Origin of the sequence: Enterobacter sp. MEB024 (assembly GCF_030209635.1) — a bacterium.
In the GTDB taxonomy this organism is placed as follows: Bacteria; Pseudomonadota; Gammaproteobacteria; order Enterobacterales; family Enterobacteriaceae; genus Enterobacter; species Enterobacter ludwigii.
Map to the genome: position 1 here is coordinate 91,977 of NZ_JARVRQ010000005.1, position 25,090 is coordinate 117,066.

Consider the following 25,090-nt stretch of genomic DNA (forward strand, 5'->3'; position numbering starts at 1 on the left):
AGTCAGCCAATAAAAAACGGGCCATCTGGCCCGTTTTTTTTCACCCTCTCTTTGCAGGAGAGGGTATCTTCGCAAACAGCCCGTTATACGTGGCTATTATTCTGCTTCATCAACCGGTGGAATGGCCGGTGCCGGTTTTACTTCCGCTGGCGTATTGCGGTTTTCCAGCTCGTTCAGACGCTGCTCCAGCAGGGCCAGCTTCTCGCGGGTACGCAGCAGAACCTGCGTCTGCACGTCAAACTCTTCGCGGCTGACTAAATCAAGGCGAACCAACTGCGCCTGCAGCGTCTGGCGGATTTTCTTCTCTACGTCATCCCCAAACTCACGAATACCTTTTGGCATAGACTCATGAACCTGGCGCGCAATTTGCTCAATTTTCTTCGGGTCAATCATTGTGGCTTCCCTTGATAAGACGGTGTTAATGAACATTGTAGCGCGTCATGCCCCAGGATAAAGGAGATTTTATGTCTGCGCATTGCCCAGGGTAATCAATCGCGTTATAGTTATCTCGCTTATTCTCAGGGCGGGGCGAAATTCCCCACCGGCGGTAAATCAGCGTAACGCTGAAAGCCCGCGAGCGCTTTGGGTCACCACTCAAAGGACAGCAGATCCGGTGTAATTCCGGGGCCGACGGTTAGAGTCCGGATGGGAGAGAGTAACGATCAAGTCGGGCCTGGCCCGCTCACGTTATCTTTTTGCCGCTTATACGGCGCTCCTAAGACTGCCCTGATTCTGGTAACCATAATGTTAATGAGGTTTTTTTACCATGAATCAGACGCTACTTTCCTCTTTTGGCACTTCTATTGAACGTGTTGAACATGCACTGGATGCACTGCGCGAAGGCCGCGGCGTGATGGTGCTTGACGATGAAAACCGTGAAAATGAAGGCGACATGATTTTCGCCGCCGAAAACATGACCGTTGAGCAGATGGCGCTGACCATCCGTCACGGTAGCGGCATCGTGTGCCTGTGTATCAACGAAGACCGTCGTAAGCAGCTCGACCTGCCCATGATGGTTGAAAACAACACCAGCGCCTTTGGAACCGGTTTTACCGTGACCATCGAAGCGGCACATGGCGTGACCACCGGCGTGTCAGCGGCTGACCGTCTGACCACCGTACGTGCCGCGATTGCCGATGATGCGAAGCCATCAGACCTGCATCGTCCAGGCCACGTCTTCCCGTTGCGTGCGCAGGCCGGCGGTGTATTGACCCGTGGCGGTCACACCGAAGCGACCATTGACCTCGTGACCCTGGCAGGCTTTAAACCTGCGGGCGTACTGTGTGAACTCACCAACGACGATGGCACCATGGCACGTGCGCCGGAGTGCATCACCTTTGCCCGTCTGCATAATATGCCCGTGGTGACGATTGAAGATCTGGTGGAGTATCGCCAGGCGCACGCGCGCAAAGCCAGCTGAAAGGGCTGATGTGAAAAAGCCGGGGAAAGCCGGCTTTTTTGTTGTGAGACGTTAATGCGCTATTGTTTTAGCCGATCCCTGCCGTTTGCAGCAGCACCAGGCTCAAGCCCATCACCGACATACCGCACAGCACGCCATAGCTTGGGTTATTATTCGGATCGATCTCTTTCGCCAGCGGCATCAGCTCATCCACGGAGAGCGCCACCATTATCCCGGCCACGGCGGCCATGATAGCGGCCATCACCACAGGCGAGACCAGGCTGCCCAGAATCAACCACGCCAGCACGCCGCCGAGAATTTCGGCCATCCCCGAGATCCCCGCCCAGAAGACCGCGGTCCGTTTCGAGCCCGTGGCGGCATAAACCGGCCCGGCCACCGCCAGTCCTTCAGGAATATTGTGCAAAGCGACCGCCAGGGCGATACCAAAGCCCATCTCCAGATTGCTGCTGGCGGTGACATAGGTTGCTACGCCTTCCGGGAAGTTGTGTAGGCTTATGCCGAGCGTTAACAGAATGGCCGTGCGCTTAATATTGCGCGGCATCGGGGTCACGCTTTTTTGCATTAAATCCTGCGGATGCGCGTGCGGCAGCATGCGGTCGAGGGCAAAGTAACCAAGCAGGCCGAATACAAACATGCCATACCCCAGCACCGGAGACATGCCTTCGGTGCCCAGTGCGGCAGGGAGCATCTCCATCAGAGAGATGAGCAGCATGATCCCGGCAGCAAAGCCCAATGAGAAGGCCAGCACGCGGTTAGACGGCTTTTGACCAAGCACACCGAGAATGGCACCGATGAACGTTGCGGCGCCCGCCAGTATAGTCAGGATCAAGGGGACTGACATGCATTGCTCCTTATGATAATGATTATCATTAATATTAATGGTTCATTTCGGTCAAAGCGAGAGGCGAAACCCTGCTTTACACATTCCTTACATTCAAATTTCCTGATGATGATCTTCACGCTTATCAGCGTTCATCCGGGCGAGATTGCGCGTAATGTAGAACCATTAAATTGACACCTTCTGTAAGGATATCACCATGACTTCTTCCCGTATGCCAGCACTGTTTTTAGGCCACGGTAGCCCAATGAACGTTCTGGAAGACAACGTCTATACCCGAGTATGGCGTCATCTGGGCGAGACGCTACCGCGTCCGAAAGCGATTGTGGTGGTGTCTGCGCACTGGTTTACCCGGGGCACGGGCGTGACCGCAATGGAAACGCCAAAAACCATTCATGATTTCGGTGGCTTCCCGCAGGCGTTGTACGACACGCACTATCCGGCACCCGGCTCGCCAGCGCTGGCCCGACAGCTGGTGGAATTACTCGCGCCTGTGCCCGTGGCGCTGGATAACGAAGCCTGGGGCTTTGACCATGGCTCGTGGGGCGTACTGATAAAGATGTATCCCGAGGCGGACATCCCAATGGTGCAGTTGAGTATCGACAGCACTAAACCGGCGGCCTGGCACCTGGAGATGGGGCGAAAAATGGCGACCTTACGCGACGAGGGCATCATGCTGATCGCAAGCGGCAACGTGGTACACAACCTGCGTACAGCGCGCTGGCACGGTGAGAACACGCCATACCCGTGGGCGACATCTTTTAACGATTACGTGAAAGCGAATCTGACCTGGCAAGGGCCGGTTGAGGAGCATCCGCTGGTGAACTATCTGGATCACGAAGGCGGTTCACTCTCTAACCCGACGCCGGAACACTTTCTGCCGTTGCTGTATGTACTGGGCGCGTGGGATGGTCAGGAGCCGATCAGCATACCGGTCGATGGCATTGAGATGGGAAGCTTAAGTATGTTGTCGGTGCAGATTGGATAACATATGCATGCCTTTCCCAAAGAGAAAGGGCCGGGGTGAGGGCTTCCGCTCGCACCCCGGCACACCCGATCACTCGACGAAAATGTGCGGATAGAACCGTGACAGATCCTGCGTGATCAGCGCGCGATCTTCGCGGATGCCAATCCCGGCTGGCTGATCGTTGATGAGCCAGCTGCCAATCAGGGTATAGCTGTCACCAAACTTCGGCAGTTGATAAAACGCCTGGACGATCATTCCTTCCTCGCCATAAGGCCCTTCAACGGCTTCCAGCGTTTTGCCATTTTCAATAATCGACACGTTCGCCCCTTCACGGGAGAAGATCGGTTTAACGACGTATTTCTCCATCGGCGGGTGATCGTCTTCCGCAAAGTAAGCCGGCAGCAGGTTCGGATGGTTCGGGAACATCTCCCACAGCATCGGCAGCAGGGCTTTGTTGGAGATAATGCTCTTCCATGCCGGCTCCAGCCAGCGCACGCCGGCGTCTTCCAGCTTGGTGGAGAACATTTCACGCAGCATGTATTCCCACGGGTAGAGCTTGAACAGGTTGCTTATCACCTGATCCTGCAGGTCAGTAAACTGACCTTTCTCACCCAGGCCGATATCTTCGATATAGAGAAACTCGGTCGCCACTTCAGCTTCGGCCGCGCAGTCCTGCAGATATTGCACCGTGCCACGGTCTTCTTCCGTGTCGCGGCAGCAAGCAAGGTGCAGCAGATTAAAACCATGCTGTTCGCGCAGTTCAGCGAAACGCTCAATCAGCTTTTCCTGCAGGCTGTTGAACTGGTCGCTGCCTTGCGGCAGGTTGCCGGCATTGGCCTGGTCTTCCAGCCAGATCCACTGGAAGAACGCCGCTTCGTACAGCGAGGTTGGCGTATCAGCATTGTTTTCCAGAAGCTTAGGATCGCCCACGCCGTCCCACGCCAGATCGAGACGTGAGTAAAGCGAAGGCTGGTGGGTTTTCCACGACTGGCGGACGAAACTCCAGGTGTGCTTCGGAATGCGGAACTTCGCCATCAGCGCGTCGCTGTCGATGACTTTATCCACCACTTTCAGGCACATCTGGTGCAGCTCGGCGGTCACCTCTTCCAGTTTCTCAACCTGGGCAAGCGTGAGCTTGTAGTAAGCGTCTTCACACCAGTATGGCTCGCCGTACATGGTGTGGAAGTTAAAACCGTATTCGGTCGCTTTTTCGCGCCAGTCCGGGCGCTCGGTGATACTGACTCGTTCCATGATCAGCCGCCCATTGAGCGAGTGGACGTGCCTGACGCGCTACGCTGCATGCTGGTCTGTTTCGCCACAGACTCACCGAACCCGCCACGGGTAATGGTGCTGGTGGTCGCGGGTTTCGGAGCCATCGCCGTTTTCGGTACGGTTACGGAGCGGCCAGGGGTGGCTGCGCCATAGCCTTTGCCGCTGGCATCGGTATATTGACCATAAGCCGGGCTGGCCGGGTTTTTCGAGCTAAACAGCGGCTGCTGCTGGTAACCCGCACCACCACTCATCAGGCGGCCCATCATGTAACCTGCCATCAGCGGCATCCAGAAACTGCCGCTGGACTGGGCCTGTGCCTGGTTTTCAGGGGCTGTGCCTGCCTGAGCCGGTGCCTGCTGACACTGACCTTCACCGAACTCTGCCACGCAGTCTTCACGTGAAGCATATTTCGGCGCAGTACGTTCCGCCTCTTTCAGGGCGTTGGTATATGCCGTTTTACACTCTGCGGCGTTGCCGGTTGCAGCAGAACAGTCGTCCGCGTTTTGATAAAGCGAAACTGTTTCATCGCTTTTCTCACAGCCTGCCAGCATAAAGACTGCCGTGACGGCCAGCGCAACAGGGGTGAGATGACGCGCGTTCCAGCTTTTGCGGAACGAAGCGTGATTGATAGATTTTGTCCGTTTCATCGTTGTCTTCCTGGACCCAGTGGTAATAACGCTCAGGATAGAGGATGAGTGGTTGAAAATGAAGCGATGATGGCCGGAATGAGGGGGATCTTTACGTTGGCTTACGTTCAGGTGTGATTTGCGTACGCCCTCTCCCGAAAGGAGAGGGGTATAGCGAAGGCATCAGGCCGCAATGGGCCCGATGACATGCTTAATTGCGGAACGGATTGTTACCGCTGCTGGCGGGGGCAGTCGTACGTGCGGCAGCTGGCTGCGCGGCAGGTGCAGCACCGTTACCGTTGAAGTTATCAACGGCGGCAACCTGCTCAGGGTTCTCTGGCGCAACATTTTCCGGAGAAGTAGAGACAGGTTTACCCAGGGTGCTGTTCAGCATCTGCAGATCCTGCTCGTTCAACGTACCCAGCGCCTGTTTGATGTTCAGCTGGTTAATCAGGTACTGATAACGTGCGCTGGAGAGCTGCTGTTTCGCGTTGTACAGCGTGGTGGTCGCGTCCAGGACGTCAACGATGGTACGCGTACCCACGGAGTAACCCGCTTCCATGGCATCAAGAGAGCTCTGCGCAGACACAACGGCCTGTTTATAGGCGTTGATGCTGCTGATAGAGGCATTCACGTTGTTGAAGGACGAACGAACGGTCTGTACCACGTTGCGGTGGGCACTTTCCAGCTGTTCGCTCGCGCCAACAAAGTTGTACTGCGCCTGTTTCACCTGAGAGGTCACCTGGCCGCCCTGGTACAGTGGCAGCGAGAAGTTCAGACCCACTTTGTTCTGACCCATGTTGCTGTCGTCGTACTGGGAGGTGTTCGTTTTAGAACCACTGTAAGTGGTATCAGACACGCCGGTAGACGCGCTCAGGCTCAGGGTCGGCAGGTGGCCGTCCTGTGCCTGACGGATTTGCTCGCGGGCCAGATCCTGGCTCAGACGCGCCTGCAGTAACGTCAGGTTGCGGTTTTCCGCTTCTTTCAGCAGGGCGTTAACGGCCTGCGGTTTATCCGTTTTGAAGCTGTCGACGTTCAGCGACGCCAGCTCAGGGTAGTAATTCCCGGTAACCTGACGCAGGGATTCCAGCGCGTTATCGAGGTTGTTACGTGCGGTCACTTCGTTGGCCAGGACGCTATCGTATTGTGAACGGGCGTTCTGAACGTCAGTGATTGCCACCAGACCCACATTGAAACGCTGGGTGGTTTGATCTAACTGGCGGTAAATCGCCTGTTTCTGCGCTTCGGTGTAGGAGAGCGAGTCAATTGCGCTCAGCACGTTGAAGTATGCGGTGGCGGTGTTCAGGATCAGCGTCTGCTGATCGGTCTGATACGTCACATCCTGGATGCCCGCGCTCTTTTCCTGCAGGGTCAGGGCACGCCATTTGGACATATCAAACAGCGTCTGTGTTAATTGCAGTGAGGCGCTGGTAGCATTGGAGTTAACGCCATTGGCGTCGCGGAAGCCGTTGCTGTAGGTATAATCTGCACCTAAACCTAACTGTGGCAGCAATGGGCTACGCGCTTCGTTAATCTTTTCAAACGCAGCATCACGATCGGCCGCTGATTTACGTAAATCAGGGTTGCCCAGACGTGCCTGCTGGTAGACCTGTAACAGGTTTTCCGCCTGGCTCATTGCACTGAAGCCCGTCAGGCTCAGGCCGATAAGGATGGGGAGCAATTTCTTCATTTGCATTCCTTGTTGTGAAGCAGTATTAGCGCTGATCTAATTAAAAAATAATTGCCGATTCTAACAGAATCTTCCATACCAAAAGGTTGGCGTTACGTGCCATCTGGCGGTAATTTGCACCAATCTACCATATAGCCTTACAAACGGCAGCCAAACAGCCTTGAAATTCATAATTTCATCACCATTGCTACCAGGACTCGACTCATGCAAAAACCAGAAAACTTGCCCGTGACATTCGCGAAAAACGATGTAGAAATTATTGCACGAGAAACGCTTTATAGCGGTTTTTTTTCAATGGAACTTTACCGTTTCAGGCATCGCCTGTTTAACGGCGAAATGAGCGGTGAAATCAGACGCGAAATTTTTGAGCGCGGGCATGCGGCAGTCTTGCTACCCTTTGACCCAGTGCGTGATGAAGTCGTGCTGGTGGAGCAGATCCGCATTGCCGCGTATGACGTCAGCGCCAGCCCCTGGCTGCTGGAGATGGTGGCCGGTATGATTGAAGAGGGCGAATCGGTCGAAGACGTTGCCCGCCGCGAGGCGCTGGAAGAGGCGGGGCTGGTGGTTGGCCGGACAAAACCGGTGCTGAGTTATCTGGCAAGCCCAGGCGGCACCAGCGAGCGCTTGTCCATTATGGTGGGCGAAGTGGACGCCACGACGGCGGAAGGGATCCACGGTCTGGCAGATGAAAACGAAGATATTCGGGTTCATGTGGTGAGTCGGGAGCAGGCTTATCAGTGGGTAGAAGAGGGGAAAATCGACAACGCAGCGTCTGTCATCGCTCTGCAATGGCTGCAACTGCATTATCAGACTTTACGAAACGAGTGGAAAAAATGAAGCGTTATACACCTGACTTCCCAGAAATGATGCGCCTGTGCGAAACCAATTTCGCACAATTGCGCCGCCTGCTGCCGAAAAACGACGCACCCGGCGAAACGGTGAGCTATCAGGTGAGCAACGCGCAGTATCGATTAACGATAACAGAATCAACGCGCTACACTACGCTTGTCGAAATTGAACAAACGGCGCCCAGCATTAGCTACTGGAGCCTGCCGTCGATGACGGTGCGCCTTTACCATGACGCGATGGTCGCTGAAGTGTGTTCAAGCCAGCAGATCTTTCGCTTCAAAGCGCGGTATGATTATCCGAATAAAAAGTTGCATCAACGCGACGAAAAGCATCAAATTAACCAGTTTTTAGCCGACTGGCTAAGATATTGTTTAGCACATGGAGCAATGGCGATTCCGGTTTGTTAGCGTCATAAACCTACCTAAGGACACCATTTGGAAAGCCTGTTGAACCTGACTGTTGCTGGTGGGGCACCAGTCAGGATATTACAAATCACCGATACCCACCTTTTTGCCGAAAAGCATGAAACTCTGCTTGGGGTGAATACCTGGGAGAGCTATCAGGCGGTACTTAGCGCCATTCACGCTGAAAATCGCCCATGCGATCTGATTGTCGCGACGGGCGATCTGGCGCAGGACCAATCCTCCGCGGCCTACCAGCATTTCGCTGAAGGCATCGCGAGTTTTAGCGTGCCTTGCGTCTGGCTACCGGGAAACCACGATTTCCAGCCTGCCATGTACAGCTCGCTGCAGGATGCGGGGATCTCTCCGGCAAAATGTGTTTTTGTGGGTGACCACTGGCAGATCCTGCTGCTGGACAGCCAGGTCTTTGGCGTCCCACACGGTGAGTTAAGCGACTTTCAACTCGACTGGCTTGAGACCAAACTGTCTGCCGAACCTGAACGTCATACGCTGCTGTTGCTGCATCATCATCCTTTGCCGGCGGGCTGTAGCTGGCTTGATCAACACAGCCTGCGCAACTCTGCCGCGCTGGACAGAGTGCTGGCGAAATTCCCGCGGGTGCAGAATCTCCTGTGCGGACATATTCATCAGGAACAGGATCTCGACTGGAATGGCCGCCGACTGCTGGCCACACCCTCGACCTGCGTTCAGTTCAAGCCGCATTGCGCAAACTTTACCCTGGACACCATCGCACCGGGCTGGCGCTGGCTCGAACTGCATCCCGATGGCCTGCTCACCACGGAAGTCTGCCGTTTAACCGGCGCAAAATTCCGCCCGGACACCGCTTCAGAAGGCTATTGATGTCTACGCTCCTCTATCTGCACGGATTCAACAGTTCGCCGCGCTCCGCGAAAGCGACGCAGTTTCGCCAGTGGCTGAGCGAACATCACCCGCACGTTGAGATGATCGTCCCTCAACTGCCGCCTTACCCGGCGGAAGCCGCAGAAATGCTGGAATCGGTAGTGATGGAACACGGCGGCGAATCGTTCGGCGTGGTCGGTTCTTCGCTGGGCGGATATTACGCCACCTGGCTCTCGCAATGTTTTATGCTGCCCGCGGTGGTGGTTAACCCGGCGGTTCGGCCATTTGAGCTGCTGCGGGACTTTCTCGGGCAAAACGAGAACCCCTACACCGGCCAACAATATGTGCTAGAGTCACGCCATATTTACGATCTCAAAGTTATGCAGGTAGACCCGCTTGAAGCGCCCGATCTTATCTGGTTGCTGCAACAGACGGGTGATGAAGTGCTGGATTACCGCCAGGCAGTGGCGTATTACGCATCCTGCCGCCAGACTATAGAAGAAGGCGGAAACCATGCTTTCACGGGCTTTGAGAATCATTTCACCCAGATTGTCGATTTTCTTGGACTGCACAGCCACTGACAATCAATGCGAACTGCTAGTTTAAATCATGACGCAAACCTATAACGCTGATGCCATTGAGGTACTCACCGGGCTTGAGCCGGTTCGCCGCCGCCCTGGGATGTACACCGATACGACACGCCCAAACCATCTGGGCCAGGAAGTTATTGATAACAGTGTGGATGAAGCGCTGGCTGGCCATGCCAAACGCGTTGACGTCATCCTCCATGCCGATCAGTCGCTGGAAGTCATCGACGACGGACGCGGCATGCCGGTGGACATCCACCCGGAAGAGGGTGTGCCAGCCGTTGAGCTGATCCTCTGTCGTCTTCATGCGGGCGGTAAGTTCTCCAACAAAAACTACCAGTTCTCGGGTGGTTTGCACGGCGTGGGGATCTCCGTGGTTAACGCCCTGTCCAGACGCGTGGAAGTCAACGTCCGCCGCGACGGTCAGGTGTATAACATCGCCTTTGAAAACGGCGAGAAGGTGCAGGATCTGCAGGTCGTCGGCACGTGCGGCAAGCGCAATACCGGGACCAGCGTCCACTTCTGGCCTGACGAAAGCTTCTTCGACAGTCCTCGTTTCTCTGTTTCACGCCTGACGCACCTGCTGAAAGCCAAAGCGGTACTGTGCCCTGGCGTGGAAATTACCTTTAAAGATAACGTCAACAACACCGAACAGACCTGGCGCTATGAAGACGGTCTGAACGACTATCTGTGCGAAGCCGTTAACGGCCTGCCAACCCTGCCGGAAAAACCGTTTGTCGGTAATTTCACCGGTGATACGGAAGCGGTGGACTGGGCGCTGTTGTGGCTGCCAGAAGGCGGCGAGCTGCTGACCGAAAGCTACGTCAACCTGATCCCGACCATGCTTGGCGGTACGCACGTCAACGGTCTGCGTCAGGGGTTGCTGGATGCAATGCGCGAGTTCTGCGAATACCGCAACATTCTGCCCCGCGGCGTGAAGCTGTCGGCGGAAGATATCTGGGATCGCTGCGCCTACGTCCTGTCGGTGAAGATGCAGGATCCACAGTTCGCCGGTCAGACCAAAGAACGTTTGTCCTCACGTCAGTGTGCGGCGTTCGTCTCCGGCGTGGTCAAAGATGCTTTCACCCTGTGGCTGAACCAGAACGTGCAGGCCGCCGAGATGCTGGCAGAAATGGCCATTTCCAGCGCCCAGCGACGCCTGCGTGCTGCCAAGAAGGTGGTGCGTAAAAAACTGACCAGTGGCCCGGCGCTTCCGGGCAAGCTGGCGGACTGTACCGCGCAGGATCTGAACCGCACCGAGCTGTTCCTCGTGGAAGGGGACTCGGCAGGAGGCTCTGCCAAGCAGGCGCGCGATCGTGAGTATCAGGCGATCATGCCGCTCAAGGGTAAGATCCTGAACACCTGGGAAGTGTCGTCGGATGAAGTGCTGGCCTCGCAGGAAGTGCATGATATCTCCGTTGCGATCGGTATCGATCCGGACAGCGACGATCTGAGCCAGCTGCGCTACGGTAAGATCTGTATCCTCGCGGATGCGGACTCCGATGGTCTGCACATCGCCACGCTGCTGTGCGCGCTGTTTGTGAAGCACTTCAGGACGCTGGTGAAAAACGGTCACGTCCACGTGGCGCTGCCGCCGCTCTACCGTATCGACCTCGGCAAAGAGGTCTACTACGCGCTGACGGAAGAGGAAAAAGCGGGCGTACTGGAACAGCTCAAGCGTAAGAAGGGCAAACCGAACGTGCAGCGCTTTAAAGGGCTGGGCGAGATGAACCCGATGCAGTTGCGCGAAACCACGCTGGATCCAAACACCCGCCGCCTGGTGCAATTGACCATCAGCGACGAAGACGAACAGCAAACCAACGCCATGATGGATATGCTGCTTGCCAAGAAGCGTTCGGAAGACCGACGCAACTGGCTGCAGGAAAAAGGCGATATGGCGGATATTGAGGCCTGATGCCCTCTCTTTACCCCTCTCCCACCGGGAGAGGGGATGGAACGAAGGCCCGGTAGGCGCTAGCGCCACCGGGCTTTTTTACATCAAAATTCCATCTTCACCGTAAACTGCACTTCACGTGGATCGCCTGGCTGGTTACCGAGGTTATTGGTCGCAATCGACGAGGTGTAGTAGGTCTTATCAAACAGGTTCTTCACGTTGACCTGCAGCGTCACCGGATACTGTAGCTTCATTTTATAGGCCGCAAAGGCATCAGCAACAACGTACCCTGGCAAATAATAATCCGCACCGTTGGTCGCGGAGCGACGGCTCACGCCGTGTCCACCGCCGCCAATTGTCAGGGTATTCCCGCCGATGACATTGTGAATATCGTACGTCAGGAACAGCGAACCGGTATGGCGCGGCACGTTTGGTAGCGGTTTGCCGGCGTAATCCGGGTCTTCCAGCACTTTCGCATCGGTGTAGCCATAGCTGGCAATAATATTGGTGTTCTCGGTCAGAGAGCCAGCCAGATCCACTTCCACGCCCTGCGAGCGCACGCGGCCAGCGGTTTTAGCAATGTTTTCACCCGCCACGCTTTCGGTGTACAGCACGTTGCGCTTGTGGATATCAAACAACGCGATGTTGGCGGTAATGCCGTTGAACAGGTCAAATTTAGCGCCGACTTCGTAGGCATTGGACGTTTCTGGCGGCAGGTCGCCAATGTAGCTCGCGATGGACGATTGCGGCATAAACGTCTGGGCGTAGTTAGCAAACAGCGAGACGGATGGCGTGAGCTTATAGACCAGCCCCAGCTTCGGCGTCCACTGCTCGTCGCGGCTGTCGGTATTGACGTTGAATGGTCTGCCCTTGCCCGCGTACTGGGTGTAGTACTGATAACGCAGCCCGGCGACGGCAATCCATTTATCCGTCAGGTACAGGGCGTCCTGAGCGTAAGCGGAGTAACTCTCCTGCTTGAGCGTCTGATCGCTGTCCGCGGCGGAAACGGTCGTACACTTGCTCAGATTGCCGTAAGACGGATGGTAAATATTGAAATCTTTTACATTCTTACAGCGAATCATATCCGTGCGCAGCAGGTCGTAATTCTCATACGACACGCCGGTCAGGATCTCATTGTAAAAGCCCGCGATATCCACGTTCCCTTGCAGGTCTGCACGGGTGGAATGCATGCGCTGCGTTGAGCCTTGCGTCGCATCCACACGGCGGGTCAGGTTGCCGGTTTTCGCGTCATAGGCCATTACCCGCGCCTGGTTATCGCTGTATTTATCCTGGCTGTAGCTGTAATCGAACTTCGCCGTCCACTGGCTGTTAAGGCGGTATTCCGCGTTGAGCTGCGCCAGATCGGACTGGCCATCGGTAATGTTGAACGGCTCGTCAAACCGGGTTTTACGGTCAACATTCACCGGCTGTTTGGTCGTGAGATCGAAGATCGTACCGCGATCGAACGGCGTCTTATAATCACGATGTGAATAGAGCACGGTCACGGTGGCGTCATCACCAAACCAGGTCAGCGAGGGCGCGATAAAGGTGCTGCGCGCCTTGCCGAAACTTCGCCAGTAATCTTCGTCCTGGTACTCGCCCGTCAGGCGGTAAGCCAGGCGCGTTCCTTCAATGGGACCTGTGACATCGAGCTGGCCGGTACCGCCGCCAAAACTTGAGGAGGTGCCCGAGATCGAACCGCCAAACTGTTTTTCCGGACGTCGGGTGACCACATTGATAAGCCCTCCCGGATCGAGGATGCCGTACAGCGTTGAGGCCGGTCCCTTGAGGACTTCCACACGCTCGGTGGCTGCGTTAAAGCTGCGCGGCAGCACGGTGCGCAGGCCGTTGGTCATGATTGAGCCGTCGCGGTTCGCGCCAAATCCACGGCGTACAAACGCATCCTGCGTGCCGCCCAGCGTGTTGGTCTGCACCACGTTACTGACGTTATAGAGGGCTTCATCCAGCGTGGTAGCGTGCTGATCTTCCAGCACTTTATCGCTGACAGTATTTACCACCTGCGGGATATCCAGCATCGGCATATTGGTCAGTGTGGCGGTGGAGGTGTTCAGCGGCTGATAGCCGTTGGTGGCATCGGCCACGGCATTAGGATCGGCGGTGACGGTAAGCGTTTCGCCGTCCTGAGCCGCGGTGTTGTCTGCTGCCTGCACCAGCGGCGCCATAAACAGCAGTGAAAAGAGCGCGCGCCCTTTTACCCCAGAGAGTGAAGGAGTGAACGTAGCCATTACATCTGTTTTCCCGAAATATCCCGCGAATGAAGCGTCACGGAAGAATGTGTGAGTCATTGCCCTTTACGGTCTGCTCGTTAGCCATAGCTGGCATCGAACATGTAATTGAGAATCATTCAATCATGCGCTGATGTAGTAGTAAATGGAAAAAAGCAAAAATCGACTACAGCAGTACGTCCCCTCTGATGCTTAGCGGGGTAAGTAATTAACCTGTTGAAAATAAATTACTTAATGCGTTTAGCAGTTTTCCCGTTTCTGCACGATAACCCTGGGGTTTTAAGGGTGTTTCTTCTCTTGACTACTACATGGCGCAGCGGCAAACTCTCAAAAGAGAATGAGTTTTATTTTTATTTGTTAGTTTTTTATTAAGTTGGCGTTCACGTGGCTCACAACACGAATAAGTCAGGGCTGGTTCTTGAGAACCTCTCTGCTGGCTATCAGAAAAAAATCATCGTCGATGAGATCTCGCTTGCGATCCCCCCACAGAAAATAACCGTTCTGGTGGGCGCGAACGGCTGTGGAAAATCCACGCTACTGAGCACGATCGCACGTTTGCTGCAACCGCTCGGAGGAGCTGCGCTGCTGGATGGCAAAGCCATTCATCAACAGCCAACCAAAGCGGTCGCCCGTCAGCTGGGCATTCTGCCGCAGTCACCGCTGTTGCCGGAAGGGTTAACCGTGTTTGAGCTGGTTTCACGCGGGCGTTTCCCCTGGCAAAATTTTATGCGCCAGTGGAGTGATGAAGACGAGCAGGCCGTGAAAGAGGCACTGCGCCTGACCGGTACGGCGGAGTTTGCCCATTTACCGGTGGAAAGCCTTTCCGGCGGCCAGCGACAGCGCTGCTGGATTGCGATGGCGCTGGCGCAGCAAACGCCCTATATCCTGCTCGACGAGCCGACAACGTTTCTTGACCTCCGCTATCAGGTGGAAATCCTTGAACTGCTGCATACGCTGACCCGCCAGCACGGGCGCACCGTCGTGGTGGTGCTGCACGATCTTAACTTCGCGGTGAACTACGGTGATTCCCTGGTCTTTTTACGCCAGGGGAAAGTCGAGGGCGTGCTTCACGAGGGCGATACCTGTACGCCGGAACTGATCAAAGCGGTGTTTGAGGTTGACGTACATATGTCAGTTAATCCGCTCACCGGCAAACCGTTCTTCATGCCGTTTCGCCAGGTCGCAGAAAAATCATGATGCGTACGTCACTGGCTTTTCTGCTCTTTGCGCTGCTGCTGGTGATGGGCGCAATTGTACACCTGGGCACGGGCGCGCGCGTTATTTCTCCCCTGACGGTCGTGCAGGCTTTTGTCGATTTCGACCCGCGCAATTTCGACCATAACATCATTATCAGGCTGCGCCTGTTACGCCTCCTTGCGGCCATGCTGACCGGCGCTGCACTTGGCGTGGCAGGCGTCTTGCTGCAGTCCGTTATCCGTAACCCGCTGGGTGAGCCACATATTCTGGGGCTGAATGCCGGCGCCGCGCTGGCTGTCGTGCTGACAAGTGCACTCGGGTTCACCCTGCCGTTTGGTCGCCCGCTGATTGCCGCCACCGGCGCCGCCGGGCTGTTTCTGCTGGTACTGATGCTCTCCTCTTCGGGACGCACCGGGTTGACGCCGATGAAAGTTACCTTGTGCGGGGTGGCGATGTCGGCGTTCGCCTCCTCGATTACCGCCACGGTCCTGATCCTCGATGAGCAGACGCTTCTCGCCTTACGCACCTGGCTGGCAGGGGATTTGGCCGGGATAACAGAAGGGACGCTTCGCAGCGCTTCGTGGGCCGCTGGCGCGGGTTTCGCCCTTGCGCTCTGGCTGTCGCCGTCACTCAATATGCTGGCACTGGGAGACCGGATGGCCCAGGGGCTTGGCGTATCGCTTCTCAGGACGCGCCTGTTCGCGCTGCTGGCAATCGCGCTGCTGTGTGGCGCGGCAGTCTCCGTTGCCGGGCCGATTGGTTTTATTGGCCTCGTGGTGCCGCAGCTGATACGGCGTCTGGTGACGGTGGATCTGCGCGTGATGGTGCCGCTTTCAGCCCTGTGTGGAGGGTTGGTTTTGCTGCTGGCGGATCTCGCCGCCCGCACGCTGTTTACCCCTTATGAACTGTCGACCGGCATTATGACCGCGCTGGTCGGTGCTCCCGTCTTTATCTTTATGGCCTCGAGGGTGTTCAAATGAGCCGGGCCGGACTGCGCGCGTTGCGTATAGGCACCTTTTCTACGCTGGTACGCCCGAGGGCGCTGGCCTGCCTTGCGCTGATTTCACTCACGGCCTTTATCCTGCTCGGGTTTGGCCTGACGCACGGCTCGCTGCCGATCCCGACGTCGGCCATCGGACGGGCGCTGCTGTATCCGCAAAGTCTGGAGGCGGATACGCGCTACATCGTGATGGATATTCGTCTGCCGCGTCTGCTCATGGCGGTGTTATGCGGTGCCATGCTCGGCATGGCGGGGGCAGCGATGCAGTCTGTCACCCGTAATGGCCTTGCCGACCCGGGGCTTATCGGCGTGAAAGAGGGATGTAGCGCGGCGGTGCTGGTGCTGATTTTTCAGTTCCCGGCGCTCAGCCTGGCCTGGCGACCGCTGGCGGGAATGGCGGGGGGCATACTCACCGCGCTGCTGGTGGTGGCGCTGGCGCGCGATATTTCGCGGCCGCGATTTATCCTGACGGGGATCGGCGTTTCCTGGGCGTTTGCCGCGGCAATGGGGGTCTTCATGACCACCGCCGACGTGCGTGACGTGCAGACGGCGATGCTGTGGCTGGCGGGAAGCCTGCATGCCGCAAACTGGACGCTGGTGGGCATTGCGGCAGCCTGGACGCTGCCGGCATTTGCGCTATTGCTGTTGACCGCGCGCGCCGCAGACGTGGCCCTGATGGGCAACCCCACCGCAACGGGGCTTGGCGTACACACCTCGCGTCTGGCGCTGCTGCGCGTGCTTGCCCCGGTGGTGCTGACCGCGGCCTGCGTCTCGTGCGTGGGCAGTATCGGTTTTGTGGGACTGATTGCGCCACATATGGCACGCCTGCTGCTGCGCGGCGGACAAACCGCGCTGCTGGCGGGAAGTGCCGTGCTGGGTGCGCTGCTGGTTCTGCTGGCAGATAACGTCGGACGTCTGGCTTTCCTGCCGCTGCAGTTGCCGGCAGGCGTAGTCATTTCATTGATTGGCGGACCGTTTTTCCTGCTGCTGCTCTGGCAGCGACGGGACAGATTTTAGGAGATGGTGATGCGTATACTTTTTTCGATGTTGTTGCTGGTGGGGGTTACCGTGAGTGCGTCGGAGCCGACGCAGACGTTTACCGACGATCTGAACCGCAAGGTGACTGTGCCCCTTCACCCAAAGCGGATTGTCTCGCTGCACGATCTGGATATCACCATTCCGCTGATTGAGCTCGGCGTGCCGCCAGTGGCAAGCCACGGGCGCACGCGGCCGGACGGTAGCCATTTTCTGCGCGCCAGCGGCATGCTGACGGGCGTTGATTTTGATAATGCCGACATCAAATTTATCGGCTCCGCGGATATCGACATCGAGGCCATCGCTGCTGCAAAGCCGGATTTAATCATCACCGAACCGACCCGTAACACGCCGGTTGAACAGCTGGAGAAAATTGCCCCGACGGTGAGTATCGATCATCTCGATGGCGGCGCGCCGGAGATCTACCGCAAGCTGGCACAGCTCACGGGCACCGAAGCCCGGCTGAAGATCCTTGAACGTCGCTATCTGGAGCAGATTAACGCCCTGAAAGCGACCATCGACACCCGCAACATCACCGTGTCGGTGATACAGGCCAACCAGGGCAAAATCAACGCTATGCACAGCTACCACTCGCTGGGGCGCGTGCTGCGCGACGCAGGATTCACATTCCCGCCGCTGATTGAGTCCATCCCTGACGGCGGTCGAATTGACGTCAGCGCCGAGCGTCTGCCCGAGCTGGATGCAGATTTTGTCTTTGCCACCTGGCGCGGGGATACCGGCGGCAAACCGCAGGATGAGCTGGCAGCGATGGATGCCGTGATGCCTGGCTGGTGTCAGTTCCTCAATGCCTGTCGCACCGGCCACTACGTACTGATCTCCCGTGAAGAGGCCATCTCGAACTCCTTTGCCTCCTTAGGCCTGATGGCCGCCCAGGTGCAGTCGCAGATTGCCGGTCGACCGCTGCCGGAGGCGTCACAGTGATCAGAAAAGACAAAGCCCGGGTTGATGTCTATGGCGACCGCTTTCGCTCGCGGGGGCACCAGCTCACGCCGCGCCTGCTGCAGGTTGCGCGTTACATCAATGAAAACCGCGAAGCGGTGATGGAGCAGACGGCGATGGAGATTGCCGCGTTGCTGAAAACCTCGGACGCTACGGTGGTTCGCGCCATTCAGGCTCTTGGCTTTGCCGGGCTGCGTGACCTGAAGCAGACTCTGGAGCAGTGGTTTGGGCCGGTGGTCTCCTCCAGCGAAAAAATGTCCACCACGGTGAATACGCTCACCAGCGACGTGAACGCGAGCATCGATTTTGTGCTGGAAGGGCATCAGCATACCTGTGACGTGCTATCCGAGCCGCACAACCGCTACGCAATGGCGCAGGCGGTGTCGTTGCTGGCGCAGGCACGTCAGGTCGCGATCTTTGGGATTGGGGCTTCCGGCATTCTGGCCGAGTACACTTCCCGGCTGTTCAGCCGTATCGGCCTGCCCGCTATTGCACTCAACCGCACCGGCATTGGTCTGGCAGAGCAGTTGATTGCCTTACAGCGCGGCGACGTGCTGGTGATGATGGCGCAAAAATCGGCCCACCGGGAAGGACAAACCACGCTGCGTGAAGCGAAACGACTGGGTATTCCCACGATATTGCTGACCAATGCTACGGACTCGCGCTTCAGCAAAGAGGCCAGCGTGGTGATCCACGTTCCGCGCGGCGGTGAAAAGGGCAAAATTCCGCTCCACGGCACGGTGCTGCTGTGTCTGGAGATGATCATTTTATCTGTAGCGTCAACGGAGCCCCAGCGCACCATCAGGTCGATGAAGCGCATTAACGAATTTCATCGCGGGTTAAAACCGGGCAAGAAGAGCGGGTGAGGGGATCACGCCGCGCCATGATTTTTCCGGTATTGCAGCGGCGTCTCACCAATCCCTTTTTTAAAGGCGCTGATAAACCACGTCACGTCGGAAAATCCCACCCGCGCGGCAATCTCACGCACGCTGGCATCACTGTGCAGCAAGTACTCGCAGGCTTTTCGCAGCCGTAGCGTATTCAGATAGTCGTGGATCTTCTCGCCTGTTTCCGCATGGAATTTTCGCGATACATAGCTGCGTGATTTTCCCAGCTCAGCCGCCAGCGCATCCAGGCGAAATTTCTCCCGATAGTGCTCATCCAGCCAGAACATCACCTGGCTTGCCACCCCTTGACTGCTCCCCGGGGCACCATCGTTATCATCCGGCAGCATGGCAAACAGGCTAATCAACAGCCCGGCAATGTTTTCGCTGTTCAGCGGCGGCTGATAACAGCCAAGAAGATAATCGATATGCTTCTGGCAATGCGCCAGGTCAGCGACCCAGGCCTCGCCGCCACGATGAGACAGCTTCTGCAGACGCTGCTGAGCCTGCGGAAAATCACGCAGGGTTTTCAGTACGGCATGCTGGTCGAGATGAATAATGGTGCGCCTGTAAAGGGCCTCTGCCTTCTCGTCCACCATCACCTTATGCAGGGTAAACGGTGGGAAGAAAAACAGCCGCCCGGGGCGCATGGTGTAGTGACGGTTATCGACAATCGCCACGCCAAAACCTTCTTCCACATAGAGAATTTCCAGACACTGATGCCAGTGGTGATAGCGCACCGTATTGGCAAACAGGCGGCTAAACGACACTACGGTGTCATTTAAGGTAATCAGCTCCAGATGATCGGATGTTGGCGTGTCGCGCATAGTGCAATAAAACTCAACTTTTTCCCGTCAGAATCTCTTTATAAACCACCTTTTTAAATTTTCTTAACTGCGGGTTTATTCATCGCTCTTACCTGTGACATGGCTAACATTTCTGCCCCGTGTGGATTCACTATGCTTTGCCGCAGTTGATTACGAGGGTGAGCGTATGTGGGCGGCAAATAAAGAAAAATCAAATCCGTTGTCTTCACGCCAGGATATCGTGGCGTCATTGAATACCCTGTTGAGTGCGCTGGATAAATCGTTTGCGCCGGGCAGTTCACGATTTTCGCTGGGCGAAACCTGTGCGCACTACAGCACGGATATCGCGCAGATGGAGGGACTCTCACGTGCGTTATGGGGGCTGTTTCCGCTGCTGGCATCCGGCGATGCCAGCCCCTTTTGCGAAAAATACCTTACCGCGATCAAACTTGGAACCGATCCGCACAGTGACGGTTACTGGGGCGAAACCGGCCCCTACGATCAGCGTCTGGTCGAAATGGCTGCCTACGGTCTGGGGCTTGCCCTGCTAGGGGATAAACTCACCGCGCACTTCACCGGGCGCGAGGTCATGAACCTGCACGCATGGCTCAACCAGATCGCCCATGCGCAAATGCCGGACAGCAACTGGAACTACTTTGCCATTATGGTGCAGCTCGGTTTTAAGCGCGCCGGGTTGCCGTATGACCAGACGGCGATTGACCGACGGTTTGCGATGATGGAGGCCTATTATCTGGGCGATGGCTGGTATTCCGACGGGCCGGGGCGGCCGAAAGATTATTACATCTCGATGGCATTCCATTTCTACGGCCTGATTTACGCCACCCTGAGCGGTGACGAGGAGAGGGCGCAGGTGCTGCGAGCGCGTTCGCGCCTGTTCGCCGAAGACTTTATCTACTGGTCAGCCGCCGACGGTGCCTCGGTACCGTTTGGTCGCAGTCTGACCTATCGCTTTGCAATGGTCGCCTTCTGGAGTGCGGTCGCCTTTTCCGGTCTGGAGGTGTTCACCCCGGGGATTGTGAAGGGCATCGTGCTGCGCCATCTGCGCTGGTGGCAGCAACAGCCCATCACCGATCGGGACGGCATTCTGACCCTCGGTTTTGCTTATCCGAACCTGGCGATGTGTGAGGACTATAACGCCCCCGGCTCGCCATACTGGGCGCTGAAAACCTACCTGATTCTGGCGATGCCGGAGGACCATCCGTTCTGGCAGGCTGAAGAACAGCCGCTGCCCGCGCTTGCGGAAAAACGCGTCATCCCGCATGCACAGCAGATCCTGATGCATGCCGGTCAGTCGCAGCACGTCACCCTGCTTACCGCCGGGCAGCTTGAGCTGAATAACTACGTGAATACGGAAGCCAAATACACCAAATTTGCCTACTCCAGCCGCTTTGGTTTCACGATTGAGCGCGGACGGTTTGGCCTGAAACATGCCGCCTGCGACTCTATGCTGCTGCTGGCAGACGGAGATAACTATTTCCGCGGTCGCCGCGAATGTGAAGCGGTGCGGATCACTGAAGATTATCTCTACTCACGCTGGTTTCCGTGGCATGACGTCCATATCGAAACCTGGCAAGTGCCGTTTGGTGAGTGGCACCTGCGCCTGCACCGTATCAACAGCGCCCGTCGACTGAATACGGCGGAGGGCGGTTTTGCGGTGATGAACACCGAACCGCAGATCCGTGAGAACGGATGCTGGCTTGTCGCCGGTAACGGCACCAGCGTGCTGGTCGATCTCTCTCCGGTGGTTAACCGTGAACCGGACAGCATCGTCACACCGCCGAACAGCAGCATTATGTTCCCGGAATGCGCTGCCATTCCGCTGTTGAAAACCACGCTTGCGCAGGGGGAGAGCTGGCTCTGTTGTGCCGCCGTCGCCGGCGAAAGCCAGCCGGTTATGGCAGTCCCACAACTGAATATCAGCGAGAACCGGGTTGTTATCCGCGAGCCCGGCAGTGAGCGACAGCTGTCGTTCTCATTATAAAAACTCTGACCCTACACGTCGGCGAGGATGATATGAAAAAGACCGCTACAACAAACAGAACTGAATATTACAAAATCAGCAGTTTTATATTTCTCTATTTCTTTACCTGGTCTGCCAGTATTGGCCTGCTGGCTATCTGGTTAGGCCAGAAAGCGAACCTCAGTGGTTCGGTGATTGGTACCGTATTTGCGGTGAACGGGATTTTCTCCGTCATTCTGAAGCCCATCTATGGCTATATTCTCGATAAGATCGGCATGAGCAAATACCTGCTCTATTTTGTGGTGGCAATGTCTGCCCTGATGGCGCCGTTCTTTATTTATGTTTATCAGCCGCTGTTAATGTCCAACACGCTGCTGGGGATTATTATTGGCGCACTCTATTTAAGCTTTGCCTGGTATGCGGGCGTGGCGGCGTGCGAATCCTATTCTGACCGGTTTAGCCGTTTAAACGGTATGGAGTTTGGTCAGATCCGGATGTGGGGCTCCCTTGGCTGGGCAGTGGCGTCCTCCTTCTCCGGCCTGCTGTTTAATCTCTCCCCAGCGTATAACTTTATTATGGGCAGCGTGGCATCGGTGGTGATGCTGATTGTCCTGTTGAGCCTGAAAGTGAACACTAACTCCGCACATGCCGGCGAAGTGCTGACGAAAGAGAAAATTGCCCCGTCAGACGTTTACGCGCTGCTGCGTAACCGTAAATTCTGGGCCTTCTGTCTGTACGTGGCCGGTGTGGCGTGGATGATGTTTATCGCCGAGCAGCAGTTTTCGCGCTATTTCGTGACCTTCTTTGATGATATTCACCAGGGCAATGCGGTGTTTGGTTATCTGGGGACCGTGCAGTCGGGAATGGAGTTTGTCATGTATATGGTGATCCCGCTGCTGGTGAACGCTATTGGCGCCAAACGTGGGCTGTTAATTGTCGGGCTGGTGGTCGGTGCGCGTCTGATTATTTCCGGTCTGTGTGATTCACATCTGTTAATTTCCATTCTTAAGCCGCTGTACGGTCTGGAAATTTGTCTGCTGCTGGTCTCCGTCTTTAAATATATTGCCGAACATTTCGATAAGCGCGTTAACGCCACCATGTATTTGCTGGGATATCAGGCGATGCTGTACGTCGGCAATGTCGTGGTCTCGTCGCCTGCTGGCTATATGTATGACCGCATCGGTTTCGAGAACACCTATATCATCATGGGCGCCACGGCGCTGATCTTCACGTTTATTTCTGCCTTTACGTTATCTGCCTGCCAGAGTAAATGGCGCGGCCCCCGCGCGCTGAACGTAGCAGAACCCTCATCACGATAATTAAGCCGTCAAAGAAGGAACCGAAATATGTTAAGTCGTATCGCAGAGGAACGCCTGCCCGCTATCCCCGTGCCCGTTGATTCGCGCGTATTCCGCGATGAACTGAGTTCAGCGCGCGACCATGTCCTTGCGCTGATTAGCCGCCATTTAACGGCGTTTGGTGAGCAGTTCCCGGCGGAAACCTGCCAGCAGGGTTTTTATCCGCTGACCGACAACGTGGAGTGGACCACCAGCTTCTGGACCGGGCAGCTGTGGCTGGCGTGGGAGATGAGCGGCGAAGCGAAATTCCGCGCGATGGCGGAAAAACATGTGCGCTCGTTTGGCCTGCGTATCGCCGGGCGCCACGACACTAACACCCACGATCTGGGATTTTTGTATACGCTCTCCTGCGTGGCGGCCTGGCGACTGACCGGTAACCGTGAGGCGCGTGGCTTCTCGCTGCTGGCGGCAGAGGCGCTGCTGGAGCGCTTCCACGAGAAGGCAAAAATTATTCAGGCGTGGGGCGATCTGGCTGACCCGGAACAGGCCGGGCGGATGATTATCGACTGCAATATGAACCTGCCGCTGCTCTACTGGGCGAGCGAACAGACGGGCGATCCGCGCTTTGCCGATGCCGCCAAAGCACATGTGATGCAGGCAGCGAGGTACCTTATCCGTGAAGATGCCTCAACGTTCCACACCTACTATATGGATGTGCACACCGGCGCGCCGCGCTACGGCAATACTCAGCAAGGCTATGCCGATGACTCCTGCTGGTCACGCGGGCAGGCGTGGGGAATTTACGGCTTCCTGTTGAGCTACATCTATACCGGTGATGCGACGATGATTGCCCTGTCGAAACGGCTGGCGAACTACTTCCTCAACCGTCTGCCGGAAGATTACGTCTGCCACTGGGACCTGGCGCTGGTCGGCACGGATGCGCTACGCGACGCGTCCTCGGCGGCGATTGCGGTATGTGGCCTGCTGGAGCTGGTGAAGCACCTGCCGGTGACCGATCCGGATCGCGAGCGGTATTCTGAATGGGCAAAAGGAATGATGTCGTCACTGACGAAACACTACCTGATGGGCAAAGATGAGAAGGGCACTGGGCTGCTGAAGCACTCCGTTTATCATCTGGCAAGCAATAAAGGCGTGGACGAGTGCGCGAGCTGGGGGGACTACTTCTACGTGGAGGCGTTGGTCAGGTTTACCCAAAGCTGGAAGTTGTACTGGTAATATGCCTCCCTGACCCTCTCCCGGAAGGGGGAGGGCAGGAATCAGGAACAGGGTAAACTTACACCCCTTGCTCCAGAATGCGGATATGCGTTTCCAGCACATCGCCCTTCACCGCGTCGCTCCACGCTTTCATGTGCGCGGTCTGCAGGTGGGCTTCAAGATGGGCCACGGTTTCCCACTGCTCAATCATAATGATCGAGTCTGGGGCAGTAGCCTGGAAGCTGGCGGTGGTGGTGGCGTCGACCATCGGCGCGTAACCGTGGCAGCCTTCTTCCTTCAGTACAGTGGGGATAATTTTCACGAACTCATCCAGCACCGCCTGGCGGTGATGTTGGCCTGGACGAGTACGGATTTCAGCAATAACAGTAAGCATGGTTAACTCCTTCTAATTCCAGGTTACCAGTTAAGCAAAAATTTCCGCGAGATGCTTGCGATATTCTGCGATATAGCGCGGGACGTCAGGCATTTTGATGACGTCGTTAACGATAAAGGTTGGCAGCGGCGTCATTCCGAGGAACTGGTTAGCTTTGTGGAACGGCAAATACGCGCCGTCAACGCCCACCCCTTCGAAGAACTGATCTTTCTCGGTGAACGCTTCCAGCGGTGCGTTCCAGGTCAGGGACAGCATATATTTTTTGCCCTGAATCAGGCCGCCAGAACCGTATTTTTTGGATGCGTCGGAGCGGGTGCGACCGTCGCTGGCGTACAGTGCGCCATGGCCTTCGGTGAAGACATCATCCATGTATTTTTTCACGGTCCAGGGGGCGCCCATCCACCAGCCAGGCATCTGCCAGATAATCACGTCAGCCCACAGGAAGTTCTGCACTTCCGCGTTGACATCGTAATCGCTGTCCGCGCGCACGACCTTAACATCATGCCCGGCGTCGCGCAGAAAACCGTCCGCGACCTCGGTCAGGGTGTCATTCAGCTGGCCTTTAGAGTGCGCAAATTCTTTTGCACCGTTGATAATCAGAATGTTGCTCATGAGGTGTCCTCGAAGATGAAAGTATGGCGAGGATTCTACGCGCGCGAGCGATGCGGT

At 56.4% G+C, this 25,090-nt stretch carries 24 protein-coding genes and 1 riboswitch; of the genes, 15 read left to right on the plus strand and 9 right to left on the minus strand.

What is annotated here, in order from left to right:
* Positions 1-96: 96 nt before the first annotated feature.
* A complete protein-coding gene (ubiK, locus tag QRN24_RS10045; RefSeq protein ID WP_020883634.1) occupies positions 97-393 on the minus strand; it encodes a ubiquinone biosynthesis accessory factor UbiK in 297 nt (98 codons plus the stop codon).
* 117 nt (positions 394-510) lie between these two features.
* Positions 511-661, plus strand: a riboswitch (FMN riboswitch).
* A gap of 105 nt (positions 662-766) precedes the next feature.
* Here ubiK and ribB point away from each other — a divergent pair.
* Complete coding sequence (gene ribB, locus QRN24_RS10050) at positions 767-1,420, plus strand: 3,4-dihydroxy-2-butanone-4-phosphate synthase (protein ID WP_014171649.1); 654 nt, start codon at positions 767-769, stop codon at positions 1,418-1,420.
* 67 nt (positions 1,421-1,487) lie between these two features.
* Here the strand turns inward: ribB and zupT are convergent, their stop codons facing one another.
* Positions 1,488-2,261, minus strand: coding sequence for a zinc transporter ZupT (gene zupT, locus QRN24_RS10055; RefSeq protein WP_014171648.1), 774 nt, complete (start codon positions 2,259-2,261; stop codon positions 1,488-1,490).
* A 196-nt stretch (positions 2,262-2,457) separates the two neighbouring features.
* Here zupT and ygiD point away from each other — a divergent pair, with 196 nt between their 5' ends.
* On the plus strand, positions 2,458-3,246 hold the full coding sequence (gene ygiD / locus QRN24_RS10060; RefSeq protein ID WP_032678980.1) for a 4,5-DOPA-extradiol-dioxygenase: 789 nt from the start codon (positions 2,458-2,460) through the stop codon (positions 3,244-3,246).
* Positions 3,247-3,315: 69 nt separating this feature from the next.
* Here the strand turns inward: ygiD and QRN24_RS10065 are convergent, their stop codons facing one another.
* The 3 genes from QRN24_RS10065 to tolC form a co-directional block, all read right to left on the minus strand.
* Complete coding sequence (locus QRN24_RS10065) at positions 3,316-4,476, minus strand: glutathionylspermidine synthase family protein (RefSeq protein WP_014171646.1); 1,161 nt, start codon at positions 4,474-4,476, stop codon at positions 3,316-3,318.
* A gap of 2 nt (positions 4,477-4,478) precedes the next feature.
* The gene (locus QRN24_RS10070) at positions 4,479-5,144 is read right to left on the minus strand and encodes a DUF1190 family protein (RefSeq protein WP_014171645.1); all 666 of its coding nucleotides are present in this window, start codon (positions 5,142-5,144) and stop codon (positions 4,479-4,481) included.
* Positions 5,145-5,334: 190 nt separating this feature from the next.
* On the minus strand, positions 5,335-6,813 hold the full coding sequence (gene tolC / locus QRN24_RS10075) for an outer membrane channel protein TolC (protein WP_020883637.1): 1,479 nt from the start codon (positions 6,811-6,813) through the stop codon (positions 5,335-5,337).
* Positions 6,814-7,017: 204 nt separating this feature from the next.
* On the opposite strand from tolC, the gene nudF reads away from it, so the two are divergent.
* Genes nudF through parE form a run of 5 tightly spaced genes read left to right on the plus strand, consistent with a single transcriptional unit; the run spans position 7,018 to position 11,426 of the window.
* On the plus strand, positions 7,018-7,650 hold the full coding sequence (nudF, locus tag QRN24_RS10080) for an ADP-ribose diphosphatase (RefSeq protein WP_014171643.1): 633 nt from the start codon (positions 7,018-7,020) through the stop codon (positions 7,648-7,650).
* Complete coding sequence (locus QRN24_RS10085) at positions 7,647-8,069, plus strand: DUF1249 family protein (protein WP_014833293.1); 423 nt, start codon at positions 7,647-7,649, stop codon at positions 8,067-8,069. Before nudF ends, QRN24_RS10085 begins: the two co-directional genes overlap by 4 nt.
* A 27-nt stretch (positions 8,070-8,096) precedes the next feature.
* On the plus strand, positions 8,097-8,924 hold the full coding sequence (gene cpdA / locus QRN24_RS10090) for a 3',5'-cyclic-AMP phosphodiesterase (protein WP_014171641.1): 828 nt from the start codon (positions 8,097-8,099) through the stop codon (positions 8,922-8,924).
* The gene (yqiA, locus tag QRN24_RS10095; protein WP_032680279.1) at positions 8,924-9,505 is read left to right on the plus strand and encodes an esterase YqiA; all 582 of its coding nucleotides are present in this window, start codon (positions 8,924-8,926) and stop codon (positions 9,503-9,505) included. Before cpdA ends, yqiA begins: the two co-directional genes overlap by 1 nt.
* 28 nt (positions 9,506-9,533) lie before the next feature.
* Positions 9,534-11,426: a DNA topoisomerase IV subunit B gene (parE, locus tag QRN24_RS10100; RefSeq protein WP_020883640.1), complete on the plus strand. Its 1,893-nt coding sequence runs from the start codon at positions 9,534-9,536 to the stop codon at positions 11,424-11,426.
* Positions 11,427-11,509: 83 nt separating this feature from the next.
* Here the strand turns inward: parE and QRN24_RS10105 are convergent, their stop codons facing one another.
* Positions 11,510-13,651: a TonB-dependent siderophore receptor gene (locus QRN24_RS10105; protein WP_047355865.1), complete on the minus strand. Its 2,142-nt coding sequence runs from the start codon at positions 13,649-13,651 to the stop codon at positions 11,510-11,512.
* 384 nt (positions 13,652-14,035) lie between these two features.
* Here QRN24_RS10105 and QRN24_RS10110 point away from each other — a divergent pair, with 384 nt between their 5' ends.
* The 5 genes from QRN24_RS10110 to QRN24_RS10130 are packed head-to-tail and all read left to right on the plus strand — an operon-like array spanning position 14,036 to position 18,709.
* Positions 14,036-14,848: an ABC transporter ATP-binding protein gene (locus QRN24_RS10110; RefSeq protein ID WP_272755685.1), complete on the plus strand. Its 813-nt coding sequence runs from the start codon at positions 14,036-14,038 to the stop codon at positions 14,846-14,848.
* Positions 14,845-15,828, plus strand: coding sequence for a FecCD family ABC transporter permease (locus QRN24_RS10115; protein ID WP_272755686.1), 984 nt, complete (start codon positions 14,845-14,847; stop codon positions 15,826-15,828). The genes QRN24_RS10110 and QRN24_RS10115 overlap by 4 nt, the downstream gene beginning before the upstream one ends.
* Positions 15,825-16,865 carry a FecCD family ABC transporter permease gene (locus tag QRN24_RS10120; RefSeq protein ID WP_040018823.1) on the plus strand — a complete coding sequence of 347 codons (1,041 nt, stop codon included), beginning with the start codon at positions 15,825-15,827 and terminating at the stop codon, positions 16,863-16,865. The genes QRN24_RS10115 and QRN24_RS10120 overlap by 4 nt, the downstream gene beginning before the upstream one ends.
* A 9-nt stretch (positions 16,866-16,874) precedes the next feature.
* A complete protein-coding gene (locus tag QRN24_RS10125; protein WP_284942676.1) occupies positions 16,875-17,825 on the plus strand; it encodes an iron-siderophore ABC transporter substrate-binding protein in 951 nt (316 codons plus the stop codon).
* The gene (locus QRN24_RS10130) at positions 17,822-18,709 is read left to right on the plus strand and encodes a MurR/RpiR family transcriptional regulator (RefSeq protein WP_014171632.1); all 888 of its coding nucleotides are present in this window, start codon (positions 17,822-17,824) and stop codon (positions 18,707-18,709) included. The genes QRN24_RS10125 and QRN24_RS10130 overlap by 4 nt, the downstream gene beginning before the upstream one ends.
* Positions 18,710-18,714: 5 nt before the next feature.
* On the opposite strand, the gene QRN24_RS10135 is transcribed toward QRN24_RS10130, so the two are convergent.
* A complete protein-coding gene (locus QRN24_RS10135; protein ID WP_047956105.1) occupies positions 18,715-19,554 on the minus strand; it encodes an AraC family transcriptional regulator in 840 nt (279 codons plus the stop codon).
* A 166-nt stretch (positions 19,555-19,720) separates the two neighbouring features.
* Here QRN24_RS10135 and QRN24_RS10140 point away from each other — a divergent pair, with 166 nt between their 5' ends.
* The 3 genes from QRN24_RS10140 to QRN24_RS10150 are packed head-to-tail and all read left to right on the plus strand — an operon-like array spanning position 19,721 to position 24,048.
* On the plus strand, positions 19,721-21,535 hold the full coding sequence (locus QRN24_RS10140) for a DUF2264 domain-containing protein (protein ID WP_284942677.1): 1,815 nt from the start codon (positions 19,721-19,723) through the stop codon (positions 21,533-21,535).
* Between the two features lie 32 nt (positions 21,536-21,567).
* Positions 21,568-22,833 (plus strand): oligosaccharide MFS transporter, encoded by a 1,266-nt coding sequence (locus QRN24_RS10145; RefSeq protein WP_025203155.1) that lies wholly within the window; start codon positions 21,568-21,570, stop codon positions 22,831-22,833.
* A 27-nt stretch (positions 22,834-22,860) separates the two neighbouring features.
* Positions 22,861-24,048 (plus strand): glycoside hydrolase family 88 protein, encoded by a 1,188-nt coding sequence (locus tag QRN24_RS10150; protein ID WP_020883650.1) that lies wholly within the window; start codon positions 22,861-22,863, stop codon positions 24,046-24,048.
* Positions 24,049-24,106: 58 nt separating this feature from the next.
* Here QRN24_RS10150 and QRN24_RS10155 read toward each other — a convergent pair whose 3' ends face one another.
* Positions 24,107-24,421 carry a putative quinol monooxygenase gene (locus QRN24_RS10155; protein WP_014171627.1) on the minus strand — a complete coding sequence of 105 codons (315 nt, stop codon included), beginning with the start codon at positions 24,419-24,421 and terminating at the stop codon, positions 24,107-24,109.
* A gap of 30 nt (positions 24,422-24,451) precedes the next feature.
* On the minus strand, positions 24,452-25,033 hold the full coding sequence (locus tag QRN24_RS10160) for an NAD(P)H-dependent oxidoreductase (protein ID WP_014171626.1): 582 nt from the start codon (positions 25,031-25,033) through the stop codon (positions 24,452-24,454).
* Positions 25,034-25,090 lie beyond the last annotated feature (57 nt).

Coding starts and splice junctions, on each gene's coding strand:
- ubiK (WP_020883634.1), bottom strand. CDS start 393: ATGATTGACCCGAAGAAAATTGAGCAAATTGCGCGCCAGGTTCATGAG.
- ribB (WP_014171649.1), top strand. CDS start 767: ATGAATCAGACGCTACTTTCCTCTTTTGGCACTTCTATTGAACGTGTT.
- zupT (WP_014171648.1), bottom strand. CDS start 2,261: ATGTCAGTCCCCTTGATCCTGACTATACTGGCGGGCGCCGCAACGTTC.
- ygiD (WP_032678980.1), top strand. CDS start 2,458: ATGACTTCTTCCCGTATGCCAGCACTGTTTTTAGGCCACGGTAGCCCA.
- QRN24_RS10065 (WP_014171646.1), bottom strand. CDS start 4,476: ATGGAACGAGTCAGTATCACCGAGCGCCCGGACTGGCGCGAAAAAGCG.
- QRN24_RS10070 (WP_014171645.1), bottom strand. CDS start 5,144: ATGAAACGGACAAAATCTATCAATCACGCTTCGTTCCGCAAAAGCTGG.
- tolC (WP_020883637.1), bottom strand. CDS start 6,813: ATGAAGAAATTGCTCCCCATCCTTATCGGCCTGAGCCTGACGGGCTTC.
- nudF (WP_014171643.1), top strand. CDS start 7,018: ATGCAAAAACCAGAAAACTTGCCCGTGACATTCGCGAAAAACGATGTA.
- QRN24_RS10085 (WP_014833293.1), top strand. CDS start 7,647: ATGAAGCGTTATACACCTGACTTCCCAGAAATGATGCGCCTGTGCGAA.
- yqiA (WP_032680279.1), top strand. CDS start 8,924: ATGTCTACGCTCCTCTATCTGCACGGATTCAACAGTTCGCCGCGCTCC.
- parE (WP_020883640.1), top strand. CDS start 9,534: ATGACGCAAACCTATAACGCTGATGCCATTGAGGTACTCACCGGGCTT.
- QRN24_RS10105 (WP_047355865.1), bottom strand. CDS start 13,651: ATGGCTACGTTCACTCCTTCACTCTCTGGGGTAAAAGGGCGCGCGCTC.
- QRN24_RS10115 (WP_272755686.1), top strand. CDS start 14,845: ATGATGCGTACGTCACTGGCTTTTCTGCTCTTTGCGCTGCTGCTGGTG.
- QRN24_RS10120 (WP_040018823.1), top strand. CDS start 15,825: ATGAGCCGGGCCGGACTGCGCGCGTTGCGTATAGGCACCTTTTCTACG.
- QRN24_RS10125 (WP_284942676.1), top strand. CDS start 16,875: ATGCGTATACTTTTTTCGATGTTGTTGCTGGTGGGGGTTACCGTGAGT.
- QRN24_RS10135 (WP_047956105.1), bottom strand. CDS start 19,554: ATGCGCGACACGCCAACATCCGATCATCTGGAGCTGATTACCTTAAAT.
- QRN24_RS10140 (WP_284942677.1), top strand. CDS start 19,721: ATGTGGGCGGCAAATAAAGAAAAATCAAATCCGTTGTCTTCACGCCAG.
- QRN24_RS10145 (WP_025203155.1), top strand. CDS start 21,568: ATGAAAAAGACCGCTACAACAAACAGAACTGAATATTACAAAATCAGC.
- QRN24_RS10150 (WP_020883650.1), top strand. CDS start 22,861: ATGTTAAGTCGTATCGCAGAGGAACGCCTGCCCGCTATCCCCGTGCCC.
- QRN24_RS10155 (WP_014171627.1), bottom strand. CDS start 24,421: ATGCTTACTGTTATTGCTGAAATCCGTACTCGTCCAGGCCAACATCAC.
- QRN24_RS10160 (WP_014171626.1), bottom strand. CDS start 25,033: ATGAGCAACATTCTGATTATCAACGGTGCAAAAGAATTTGCGCACTCT.